The organism is Collinsella sp. wc0583 (assembly GCF_046116915.1).
GTDB lineage: Bacteria > Actinomycetota > Coriobacteriia > Coriobacteriales > Coriobacteriaceae > Collinsella.
Window position 1 is genome coordinate 94,653 of sequence record NZ_JBJXBN010000006.1, and the last position, 12,155, is coordinate 106,807.

Sequence of the window (12,155 nt, forward strand, 5' to 3'; positions counted from 1 at the left end):
CTTTATTCCCCTATCTCAATCACGATCAGCGTCGCGTCATCCGTCGAACCGCCCATGCGGGCCTCGGCATACAGCTCCTCGCACAGCTGCGCACAGGTCGAATCGCTCGCAAGCATCTGCTGCAGGCGCGCAAGGTCAATCTCCCCATCGATGCCATCAGAGCAGATTAAGTAGCGATCGCCCGGAAACAACGTGGTCGTATTGATCTCTAAGTTTCGTCCTCCTTGATTAAGACCGACCGCCAGCTCAATGCAATGCGAAACCGACTCATCGCTGTACTCAAAACCAACGCCGCCCAGGCGGGATTCGGGCGTATGGTCGTAGCTCAATACCGCAAGTACGCCATCGCGCAAGCGATACACACGCGAATCGCCAGCATTAAAGATTGCGGCAGACCCATCATGTGCCACCATAAGCCCGGCAACCGTGGATGCGGCAACGGGCAGGCCATAACGGGCCGCATAGGACTCGACATCGTTCTCGGCGCGCTCGCCCGCCGTACGCAAACGATCCTGCAGGACATCAATCGAATCGGCTTCAAAAACCTGAGTCGTCTGTGCAAACGCCTGAGCAGCGAGCGTCGAGGCGGCCGCTCCGTGCCCGCCTTCGCTCACACCGTCAAAGACTGCCATGCAGCCCATCTCGCGCTCGCAATCGCCCGCTAGGCCATAGCAAAGGACATTACCGTCAAGAAGCAAACGGTCCTCGTTGACGGGGTGATTGGTTCCCGCTTGAGTTTTTGCCGCAGCGATAAACTTCGTCATCGCCAATCGCCTCCCATCGATCCGGGCACGAGCTCAAATGCGATATGCGCATCGTCGCCCTCGCCCTGCGGCACGGCGCGTGCCACCATGCCGGGACGACCGCGCCACTCGGCGCGGTGTTCAAACAGAAAATCGGAAAGCCCGTTAAGGTAACCGCTCTCCACCAAGTTGCCAATGCCGCGGCCGCCCTTGGCCTTGACGGCGTCCGTCATGGCAATGGAGTGCAGCAGTTCGCGGGCGGCATCGGTCGCCTCAACCGTAATATCGGGCTGTGCCTTATGCACGTTGCGGTTAACGGCATCGATCTTGGAATTGAGGATCTGAAGTGCCACGGCATCGTCGATAAAGTTGAAGATCACCACGTTGTCGCCGATACGACCCAAGAACTCGGGCTTAAACTCGCGATCCATCTCGGTACGCACGCGCTCGCAAATCTCGTCATAGGGCGTGTTGGGCGCGATGGTATTACGAACTTCGTTGCCCTGGGCATCGATCTCAATCTTGGAAAAGCCGATGTTGCTCGTAAAGAAGATGACCGTCTCAGAGAAGTACACGGTATTACCCTGGCCATCGGTCAGGCGGCCATCTTCGAGGATCTGCAGGAACTTGTCCATAATGCTGGGCGCGGCCTTCTCGATCTCGTCGAAAAGAACTACCGAGAACGGATTGGCCTTGACCGCATTGGTCAGCTGACCACCCTCGGCATAGCCCACGTATCCCGGAGGAGCACCAAAGAGCTTTTGGTCGGAGTTCTCGGCACCGTACTCTGACATATCAAAACGCAGCATGCTGCGCTCGTCACCAAAGAGGAGCTCCGTAATGGCCTTAACAATCTCGGTCTTACCGGTACCGGTGGGGCCGCTCAAAAACAGGACGCCCTTGGGTTTAGAGCCAGACGAATGGGTAGCGCCCGAAAGGCCCATAACGGAGCGCTTGAGCACGGTGACGGCCTTCTCAACGGCCTCGTCCTGACCCTTCACGCGGCGCTTGATCTTTGCCTCGGGATCCTCTTCGAGCTTCTCGAACATCTGCTGCCATTTGTTCTCGCGAAAACCGTACTTGTAGACGTCGACGAGCTTGGGAAGGATGGCCTCGATGGAAGCCTCGGGGTTTTGCATGTCGCGCTGGTACATACGCTGCAGGCCCTCGAGCTCCTTAACGCTCATGCCGTCGGTGGTATCGATAAAGCGACGCACCGCGCGGTCATCGGAATCGGACAGCGCCTCACCAAAGCCAAACTTGCTCTGAATATAGGCTTCGCGCATGTCGCGGTCGGGATGCGGCAGCGTGATGGTGCGCAGGAAGGGGTTCTCCTCGATAAACCACACGGGCAGGTTGCGCACGTTATCCGTTACCAGAATGAGCGTGTTGACAGCCGTGCGGTTAATAAGGCGTGCTTTGCTAGCACCAAGGTACAGATTAAGGAAAAACTGCGTCTCGTCGGGCATAAGGCCGGTCGAGGAGGCAAGCAGACGCGACGCCATGTTGACGATCACGCAAAGCGGCTTGGCCTCGGTGCCGCCATCGGGATTGTCGTTGTATTTAAGGCGCAACATTGAGCGGATAACCTCGCCGTATGATGGCAGGCTCGACTGCTCGGTGGCATATGCTTGGCGGCCATCGGCGATACAGGCGTTCGCCTCCATCATGCGGTCGTCGCTCTTGGAAGCCTCGTCGTGCGCCAGCGACACCAGGCGCTTGCAATCGACGTTGCCCATGCTGCTCGAAAACAGCTGGATGGGATCGAAATATGCCACGTTGTACTCAACTGAGCCATTGGCGTCTTCAAAAAGGCCGCGCACGACCTCGGCGAGCTCCGAGAACTGAAGGCCGCCGTCAACCACATCGGGATACTTGTCATTCACGTTGCCCTCAAGGATAAAGAGGCTCTTCACCCCTTTAAAGTTGAGCATCTCGCGCTGCCAGGATTGGCGCTCGAAATCAGTTGCCATGTGTTATACCTCCTTGACAGGAAATTCGTGGTGGTAGCGGTTAGCAATGCCGACGGTGTTAACAGTGCCGTCCTGAACAAAGTTCTGAAGCTGACGAGGCTGCAGAAGATACTGATCGTAGTCATCGTGCGGGCGGTCGCTCAGATAGATCACGCGCTGGTTAGTCGAGCCGCGCAGCGCACAATCGGGCACGTTGAGCTCGTCTACGTACGGACCGTCGATCAGCACATCGATAAGGGACTTAAGCGTCTCCCACGTATCCGCACCGATCACTTGCGGCAGCTCTTCAAACGTGAATCCGGTGTAAACGAGAATGTCGTCGTAGGCACAGCGGATCGTTGTCAGCAGCTTCACGAGCTCTGGTGCCTGCTCGAGCGGATCTCCACCCGAAACTGTCAGTCGATGCACGCCATGTACGTGCGCCGTATCGAGCAACATCTGCGCAAGCTCATCAACGTCGACATCCTGCTCGGGCAGCTGCATCCTAAGTTCGGGCGAGATACATCCGGCGCAGTGCTTAGAACAGCCGCTAGTCCAGATTGCGATGCGCTCGCCTGGCCCCAGAGAAACGACAGGCGCGAGCATCTGGCTAACGAACATCCGAGTAATCCTCGCCGGGGTCGAGCGTACGATATACGGCAGACGTGCGCGCGAGCGAACAGCCACACTCTTCACAGCCATCCCCGACCTTTGCGCGCTCATCGGCAACAAGGTGTAGACGACCACACTCGGGACACTCGACAAACCAGCCCTCAATGCCGGCAGACGGGCTGGCGGCTGGCGTGGCGGGTGCCGCAGCGGGCGCGACGGCCGCAGGCCGCGGCGCAACCGCCGTCTGAGCCTGCGTGGGCTGCACCGCAGGAGGCTCCTCCACGGTGACCATCAAACGTAGCTGGGCAAACTCACCAGATGCCGCCGGGATCAGCAGCACGTCACCGGTATGGATCTGCTGGGACACGCCGGGAGCCAAATTAAGAATCTGGCCGCCGCGCATAAGAGCCGTTCCATTATTGGAACCCTCGTCGGCAACCAACCACGCGCCCTGTTCAAAGCGAACGCTGGCATGCTGGCGAGATATTGCAAAATTCGACGCCATACTGGGAAACGCGTTGCGCCCAAGCACGGTCATGCCCGTGAGACGCAGCTGCTCACCCATAGCTGGATCGGCAAGCGTAAGCGCAGGAACCGCAGGAGTAGCTGCAGCATTCGCCATGGATTGCGGCGCGGGCTGCGGCATTGGCGCGGCAACCGGAGCGGGTTGCGGAACGGGCATGGGGGTAGGCTGCGGCATCGACATGGCCGTGGGCTGCTGCGCGGGCGCAGGAATCGGTTGTGGAGTGGACATCGGTTGTGGCACGGGTGCCGGCTGCGGCGCGGGCACGGGAACAGACTGATACACCTGCTGGGACGCAGGCTGTTGAACCGGTGGTGTACCACCCATCGAAGAAGTCGCAGGATAGACGGCGGGCGCTGGACGTTCACCACTAGGTGCAGCGAAGTCTTGCACCGGAGCGGCAGGCGTCGACGGCGCAGGTGCTACGCCGGCGGGACGCAGAGCACCGCATTCCTCGCACATATCGCGCTCGTCATCATTATCAAAACCGCATTCTGGGCATTCCCATGTCATGATTTACCTCATCTCTCTTTGCTTGAGCTGGCTTGCTTGGCGACGGTTGCGCAGGCGGCGCTCCGCATCTGCGGAAGGCGCAGGCGGCACGTAATCGTGCGGGTGAATCTCGACGGCGGCAGCGGGATTCGCGGCCTGCGTGGTCAATCCTGCACCCTCGGCCGGAACGGTTACGCCGTAGGCCTTAAGATCCTCTTCGAACTGTTTGTAGAAGTCACAGAACTCAATCTGGTCCCTATAGACCTTCTCGACAGTCGCTTGATCCTGCGGCTTCATGTCCTTGATGATGGTCGGATTATCAGGATCCTCAGAAAACTCCTCGGGGTTGGCTGCGACAACGCGGATGATGAGTCGATCTCTTTTCGTGCTGCGCAAAAGGGCAATGGCCTTGTTCTGCTTGGTGTCAAACATCAATCGCCAGGGCTTTCCCGAACCCTCCATAACGGCATAGCGAGTAACGTTAATACCGCGAGCAGCCATGACCTCGTTGATAGAACGCTCGATATAGTCGTCTTTCATAGCATTGGCAAGGGCAGCCTCCGCTTCATCGTTTGCAGCATAGACATCTTCGATCTCGTGCAATTGTTTAAGCGGCAGGCTCTTTCCGTAACGATTGTTGGCACGTTCGATGCGCGCACGATACTCTTCGTAGACTCGGTGCCGTTCGCCCGATTCATACGTAGCGTTTTTTACTACGTACTCAAAATCGTTCATCATCTTCATTGCCGCTAGGCGATCATCGACGCGCGAATCAGGCCCAAGTGCATCAAAAGCGGCGCGGACGCTCTCAAACTTTGCAGAAATACGGTTTCGAAGGGGGATATCGAGCGCTTCGTCCTGCATAAGCGGCGTAACACGTCCCGCCCAAGTCTCAAACGCGCGAGCCGCTTGTTCGAGCGACCCCTCCTCTTGTTTGGCCGTTGATTCGGTAAGGTAGCGAAGCGCCTTCTTCAGGTCCACGCCGCCGCCAGGACCAACAACATAATTCGTAATTTCCGCGACATGCTGGGCGCGAAGGCGCTCGGCAGTCTGGACAGCCTTGAGTTGAGCTTGCGACTGCTGAACGAACTGCTCTCTATGCGCTTCCGAAACCGTTGAGGGCAGCAGGGCGCTAATCTCCCCGAGCAAAGCCGGGATCTTAGCGCGAACTGTTTCGGCATAGCGCATGTTTACCGCTTGCATTCCACTGGGCATATTATCCAATGCCTCTTGGGAAAAAGCCTCGATACGAGCATCAATCAACCGATCAAAGTATGCCGAAACAGAACCATCGGTGTCTTCAATGTTAGAAAGCGCTTTGGCTTTTATTCCGGCCAGAGAGCTCTTATATGACTGAATGGCCGCCTCAACGCGTTCCCGCTCCAAGTCTGCCGGGCTTTTGCTGCGCTGCGCCCAAACAAACTCATCCTGCTCTCGCGTGGTCATCTTGTTCCACTGTTCCCGCGTGATTCCATATGATGCGCTGAATGAATAGCTCATATCGTTCCCCTGATTGCCGACTTTAATTGACCTATTTCTACCGCCGTCTTGCGCGATTCTGTTGCGCAACATTGGCGAGCGGCAGATTTGTCGATGTTGCGCAACAGAAGGCGGCGGCAAGCGCATATCCTGCTAATGGAAGAAAGGATGAAAGCGCGCCATGACCGGATTCTACGAAGAAGTTCGACTCGTCAAGTTTCATACGCCAGCGCTGCTCTCCGAGCGTGAGCAGGCCGCGGCACGGCGTCGCTTTTGCACGCTTCTCGTTCCGCCGCAAAAGGGCGGCTTTGGCGGCAACGCCTACGTCCGCCGCGTCCAAAGTGGCGATCGCACCTTTGAGCTCGCGCTTAAGATGCCGCGCCCCGATGCCCAGCCCGAGCAAGAACAGCTCAACCGAGAAACTTTGGAAGAGGAGTACCGCACGCTCTCCGTCGTATCCAACCTAAGGGGTTTTCCCGATGTCTACGGTTTTGGCTACACGGCAGACGGAACCCCGGCGCTGCTTATGGAATGGGTTGACGGCGTCTCGCTTCTTGATGCACGGCCAGCTCTGAGCGATGGCGCTGAAACCTGCCCCGGCGATATCGTCGCCGCGCTGGGTCTGAGCGTGCTCAAGATCATCTTGTCCACGCAATCGCTCGACACGCCCTTTGTCCACCGCGACCTCTCCATGCGCAACATCATGCTGCGTCACGATCGCATCCCGCTCGAGGAGCAGGTCTTGAGTGGCTATTTTGACATCTGCCTCATCGACATGGGCAGTGCCAAGCTCGTTAAACCGGACTTTTCCTTTACCGTCGACGTCAACGCTTTTCGCGGTGCCACGCCGGCATACGCGGCACCCGAAATGCTGGAGCGGTTTAAGGCCGACCCCGGTGCGCGTGACAATCCCGCCGTCGACATCTATGCGCTGGGAAGCATCCTCTACGAGCTTTATTGCGGACACGCGCCCTTTGAGGCAGAGCTCAGGCGCTCTGGAGATCACGCGCGCCTCAAGCGCACCGTGCAACCGCAACCCCTTGCGCCCGCAACTCCCCGCGAACAGGGCTTGGTCAACGCGATTATGGCTTGTTTGGCAGTCTCGCAAGACGCACGCCCTTCGGCAAATGAACTCGCGGCGCGCCTTGAGCCTTTCGCCCGTATGGGTGCTCCGCGAAAGCGCCGGCCCGTAGCGGATCGCGGCAGCGCTACCGTGCGGGCGGACGCCACCATCCCCACCCGCACGGTTGCACAGGCGCAGCCCGCGTCTCGACCAACCCCATCCACCGAGACCGTCCGCAGCGCCGAGTCCATGCGTCGCGCGCGCCTTGCCGTCAAACGTCAACGCTCGATGGCGCTCACGATGGTGATTGCTGCCCTGGTAGCAATCGTGGTTATACTCTTCCTCGCATCTGCCGGCATACTTTAGCCGGCAGTAAAAACCAAGTCAGCAAATAGACCCATTTGCAAAAAGCGGTGGCGGGCGCAACTCTCAATAAAGCCGCGCCTGCCACCGCCGCCATGCATCGCGCGCTGACAATACGAGGTACTAGGAAATCAAAAGCTCAAAGGAATCCGTGATGCGCGTTCCCATGTTAACGGCGCCGTCTCCCGATTCGACCGTGGTATTCAGGTAGTACTTGCCGTTCTTCTTTTTAGGAACACCCGAAACCGTAAGGTCGCAGTCCTCCTCCCCGACGGGAAGCGAGAACTCAAAGCCCTTATTCCTGACAAACGTACCAGTGACGTCCGTGTAGGTGCGATAGTCGTCGCCATCGGATTGGGCGACGGTTTTTTCGGCGTTGTAGGTATCGTGGGCATGCAGCGTGGCCGAGATGTCTGCAACCGCTTCGCCGGAATCGCTGATGCTCTTAAACACAATCACAAGGTCGTTTTTGCTCGCGCCGTAGCAAGTATGGCCCCAAGAGTTGCCCGTCTCCTTAAGTGCTCCGCGCCACGTGGTGTTGGCAAAGCTCGTGGGCTTATCGATGCTGAGCTTCGCTGTGCTACCGGAGGTCGTGGTAGTCGACGAGGTCGCATTGCCCGTCGTGGAAGAGCCCTCGGCATCGGAGCTGGCGTCCCCGCCGTTCTTGCTTGCGGTCTTGAGCTCCGCCTTAGCGTCCTTAAGGTCGGACTTTGTCTGATCGAGCTCGTCTTGCGTTTTTGTGAGTTCGTCCTTGGAAGATTCAAGCTGCTTCTTGAGCTTTTGAATCTGCTCCGTATTTTGCGGATGGGCCAAGCCATATGAGTAGCCCGCCCAGCCGGTTCCCGCGCACAAGGCGGCAACGACAATAACGCCGGCGGCGATGGCGGGCGCATACGACTTGCCCAGGCGCTTGCGTGCCAGCTTGTACTCGGCCTTGGCCGTCTTGAGGCTCTCGCGGTCCTGCTCGAGCTGCTCTTCCTCACTGAGCGGCGTAGAACCAAAATCGGCATGGCAGGCAGACTCAGTTTCCGCGTTCTCGATCGTAGTGCCAAAGTCTGACAAGGGATCGACTACACGTGCGGCGTCCGAATCGGATTCGGGCGCAGCGGGCTCAGACGCGTCGGGTGCCGCCACCGGCTGCTCGTCTGCTTTCGAGGCAGCATCCGCCTTAGGCAACTCCACCGTTGCCGCCGTAGCGGCCTCACCGTCGCGCCACGAAAAGGCCGGGCTCTGCGACACCGTCTGGGGCGTGGTGTAGGGATCTTCGGGAGCAGGTGCAGACGGCGCGGCGGCGTCAAGAGGCGATCCACACTCAGAGCAAAAACCAGCGTCATCGGGCAATAATGCACCGCAATAAGGGCATTCCATAGGGCACAACCTCTCAAAATGTGTCGCTTGCAGCCATCCTGCAACTTGGCGTATATGCCCTATAATGTCTTGATAGTTATGCAAAGCGTTGCGCAACATTTTTCGAGTCGGTACGCTTTGACCGTAGCCATTTCCTAACATGTTTGCAGTACGTCATTAAAGTTATCTGGGGAGGCAGCCATGGCGGCGGAAACACCGTGCTCGGTCCTCTACAACGACATCCGATCGTTCGGCGGTCTCAAGCATCTCGAGATTGCGCGAATGCTCATCAACGGCAATTCGTATGCAGGCAGCACCCTGCTCGACAAATGCTCTACCAACCGCTCGTACCTCACTCGCTACATCGTCCACCGCGAGCCCGATCAGTGTGCGCCAGGTATCTACAATGACCTTACCGTCTCCACACTCAACCTTGCTGCCGCCATTAGCAACAAGCTCGGCGGAGGCGATCGTGCCTATCAGGAAATATCCGAGCATTACAGCGGCCCGGCGGCCCAAGACATGATGTCGATTCTCGCCGATTATGACCTCGACGACCGCCTCTACGCCAATGCCTTGGGGCGCATCAACAGCTCCGATGACCACAGCCCCCGCGAAAAAAGCACGCTCTTCTTGATGCTCTTTGTGGCAACGGGCGCACTTGCCGACCCCGCTCAAGGCGTGGCCACCGTCGAGCGCTTTTGCGACAGCAAGACGGGCGGGCACTTTGGCACCACCGAAACTACCGTTGGACGTGGCTTTATGGGCAGCCTGGAGCAGCCACGCACCGTCGCCCCCAACCTCGGTCTGCTCAGGACACATGCCGACAACTGCGTCGACATGCAAATCCATCCCCTCACACGCGATCCGCGCGGCACCGTGATTGGTTCTTTGCCCAAAACCTCGCCCAGCATCACCGATGTGGGCACCGACGCATCGCGCGAGCATCTTCGCATTTGGCTTGAGGGTGAGCACTGGTACGCCCAGGGCCTTGGATCGACCAACGGCACGGTGCTCGAATCGGGTGCAGGCGACGGCGATACCGTAATCGAGCCGCCCCGCGACCAACGAGAGCCCGGCAAAGTCTATCCCCCCGTGGAAATCGCTAACAGTGACAGACTTCATTTGGGTCTCTATACAACGTTTCTCGTTATTGTGGACTAGCGCGTAGAGACGTGGGGAAACAGGTGTCACTCGTCTTATATCATTTACGTTGCGCGCTGCACTATAAATAGCAATACGAGTCAGCTTATCGGCGAACACGTCTATCATGGGCTTTAATCGATAATCGCGTTCTCGGCGTGAGCACGCGGCCCCACCAAATGAAGGAACGTCTTGGATACCACCAACACCGCCCCTGGCGACAAACTCATCCGTCTCGACACGTTCGATACCGCCGTGGCAGTCGACCCCAGCGCCGAGGATGATGCCAAGCGCCGGTTTATGACGCTTATTCTTCAGACGGCATACCGCGACGGCGGCAATATCGGACACGTGCTGCGCGCGACCAACACAAGCGGCGAGGTCTTTGCCGTCAAGCTGCTCAAGGACAACGCCATCCTTTCTGACCAAACACCCGATCGCTCCGCCGAGCAAGCGGCTGCGCACCTGGCCAACACCGCCGCGCTGTTCGAGGAGTACCGTCATCTGTGCACCGTCTCGCACCTGCGCGGATTTCCGCGCGTCTATGGCTATGGATCGTGCGAGGACGACCCGCTCATCCTCATGGAGTGGGTCGAGGGCACCTCGCTCAAGCAGGCCCTGCCCTTGCTTCCGCACGATGTCTCGGGCGGGCTAACCACCCAGATGGTGGCCGCCGTTGGAAACGCCGTGCTTCGCGCACTCCTGATGACCCAGGGACTCGTAAATCCGGTCGTCCATCGCGACCTGTCGCCCGCCAATATCATGTTCCGTACCACCAGTCGAACGCTCGAGCAGCAGATCGTCGATTGCTCCTTTGACCCCTGCCTCATCGACATGGGCTCCGCGACCATGGCCCTCGGCGATGACACGATCACCCGGCGCGCCGACATCTGGCGCTTTGCCACGCCCGCATACGCCGCACCCGAGATGCTCACGCAGGATATCGAAGGCATCGCGGCCCTTCGCCGCTCGCCCGCCATCGATGTCTATGCGCTTTCGAGCATTCTGTACCAGCTCTACAGCGGTCGCAAGCCGTTTGATGTCGAGTCGACGGGTGCCGCGGCAACCGGCTCGTTCTACCTTATAAAGACCAAGACCAAGCCGGCGCCGCTCGAGCCGCGATGCAATGACGACGAAGCGCTCGCCCAGATCATCATGAAAGGCATCTCGGTCGAACAGGGCGATCGCCCTACCGAGCAGCAGATGCTCGAGGTGCTCTCGGCATACCTCACCGATGCCGAATCCGAGGGCCGCGAAGGCGCAGGAGACGAAGCCGCGATTGATATCGATTCTGGCACGCACCTTAAGGTCGACGTCGCCGGCGAGCGCGCGCGAGAGATCCTGGAGCAGGCCCGGCACGATGCCATGACCCGCCGCCGCTTTATTATCGGTGGCGTTGTCGCAGCCGTTGCGGGGCTCGGCGTTATCGGGGCGGCAACCCATGGCTTTGGCATCCCCGACTACCTGGACGGCATCCGCAGTTCGCTTGACGACTACACCTGGGATCAGCTGCAGGAGATTTCGCTCAAGATTAAGGCCGCCGAGACCCGTAGCGAGGCATGCGAGATTGCCAAGCGCTACCATCTGCTCGATGACAACGGGCATATCCCCTATCCGTGTACCAAGCGCGTGAGGCTCACCAACGGGCTGCACATCGGCGCGCAGCTTGTGGGCATCCGTCACGACGAGCTTCTAGACGGTACGGGCAAGGCCGGGCTGACGTTTATGTTCGATGCCGGCATTGCCGAGCGCGATGCAGCGCCCCAACCGTTGAACGCCGGCTGGGCAGATTGCGAGCTGCGGGAATGGCTCGACGGCGACGGCCTTAAGCTGCTGCCCAACGAGTTGCGCGCACTCATTAAATCTGTCAAAAAGATCTCGAATAACGTTGGCGCCGCCAGAGGCGCATCGTGTCTGAGCGAGTTGCCCGCAACCCTTTGGCTGCCCGCCATGGTCGAGCTGTGCGGTACGCAACCGCCCGAGTCATTTGCCGAGGACTTTCACTACCTGGCCGACATCTATAACGGCGAGGGCAAGGAGTACCAACTCTTCCGCGAGCTCAAGGTAAGTCCGTATACCACGAACGAGATGTTGGTTCGCCAGTGGAAAGGCAAGGACACCTGTTGGTGGGAACGAACGGCGAGTCCTGACACATCGGAGAGCGAAGGCACACTCTATATGAACCGCGTGGGACACGACGGCGACGTCTTTACGTACGCAACGCCTGCGGAAAAGCCAAACAGGCGAACCTGTGTGATCCCCGGGTTCTGTATCTAGGCGGCGGGCGTCTTGCCGTGACGAGACCCCTCCCCGGCAATTGTCTCGATCTGTAACACCAGCTCGGCAGATATAGGTCTAGATGTTACAGAACGAGACAAACCCCCAGCCCCGCGAGACAACATCTCAATCTGTAACAGTAAGGGGTTAAAAACCTCTCT

At 58.8% G+C, this 12,155-nt stretch carries 9 protein-coding genes; 3 read left to right on the plus strand and 6 right to left on the minus strand.

Going from position 1 to position 12,155, the window contains the following annotated elements; all coding sequences use genetic code 11:
- Positions 1–2 precede the first annotated feature (2 nt).
- Genes ACKUUJ_RS06600 through ACKUUJ_RS06620 form a run of 5 tightly spaced genes read right to left on the minus strand, consistent with a single transcriptional unit; the run spans position 3 to position 5,822 of the window.
- A complete protein-coding gene (locus ACKUUJ_RS06600) occupies positions 3–764 on the minus strand; it encodes a PP2C family protein-serine/threonine phosphatase (protein ID WP_409065083.1) in 762 nt (253 codons plus the stop codon).
- Positions 761–2,716: an AAA family ATPase gene (locus ACKUUJ_RS06605; protein WP_409065084.1), complete on the minus strand. Its 1,956-nt coding sequence runs from the start codon at positions 2,714–2,716 to the stop codon at positions 761–763. The genes ACKUUJ_RS06600 and ACKUUJ_RS06605 overlap by 4 nt, the downstream gene beginning before the upstream one ends.
- A gap of 3 nt (positions 2,717–2,719) precedes the next feature.
- Positions 2,720–3,316 (minus strand): 4Fe-4S single cluster domain-containing protein, encoded by a 597-nt coding sequence (locus ACKUUJ_RS06610; RefSeq protein ID WP_409065085.1) that lies wholly within the window; start codon positions 3,314–3,316, stop codon positions 2,720–2,722.
- Positions 3,306–4,292 (minus strand): FHA domain-containing protein, encoded by a 987-nt coding sequence (locus tag ACKUUJ_RS06615; protein ID WP_409065086.1) that lies wholly within the window; start codon positions 4,290–4,292, stop codon positions 3,306–3,308. The genes ACKUUJ_RS06610 and ACKUUJ_RS06615 overlap by 11 nt, the downstream gene beginning before the upstream one ends.
- Before the next feature lie 54 nt (positions 4,293–4,346).
- Positions 4,347–5,822, minus strand: coding sequence for a hypothetical protein (locus tag ACKUUJ_RS06620; protein WP_409065087.1), 1,476 nt, complete (start codon positions 5,820–5,822; stop codon positions 4,347–4,349).
- Positions 5,823–5,982: 160 nt separating this feature from the next.
- On the opposite strand from ACKUUJ_RS06620, the gene ACKUUJ_RS06625 reads away from it, so the two are divergent.
- Positions 5,983–7,230 (plus strand): serine/threonine protein kinase, encoded by a 1,248-nt coding sequence (locus ACKUUJ_RS06625; protein WP_409065088.1) that lies wholly within the window; start codon positions 5,983–5,985, stop codon positions 7,228–7,230.
- Positions 7,231–7,350: 120 nt separating this feature from the next.
- Here the strand turns inward: ACKUUJ_RS06625 and ACKUUJ_RS06630 are convergent, their stop codons facing one another.
- Positions 7,351–8,595, minus strand: a complete 1,245-nt coding sequence (locus ACKUUJ_RS06630; protein WP_409065089.1) for a zinc-ribbon domain-containing protein — start codon at positions 8,593–8,595, stop codon at positions 7,351–7,353.
- 180 nt (positions 8,596–8,775) lie between these two features.
- Between ACKUUJ_RS06630 and ACKUUJ_RS06635 the strand changes: the two genes are divergently transcribed.
- Positions 8,776–9,738, plus strand: coding sequence for an FHA domain-containing protein (locus ACKUUJ_RS06635; RefSeq protein WP_409065090.1), 963 nt, complete (start codon positions 8,776–8,778; stop codon positions 9,736–9,738).
- Positions 9,739–9,909: 171 nt separating this feature from the next.
- Positions 9,910–11,994 (plus strand): protein kinase domain-containing protein, encoded by a 2,085-nt coding sequence (locus ACKUUJ_RS06640; protein WP_409065091.1) that lies wholly within the window; start codon positions 9,910–9,912, stop codon positions 11,992–11,994.
- The last annotated feature ends 161 nt before the right edge of the window (positions 11,995–12,155 follow it).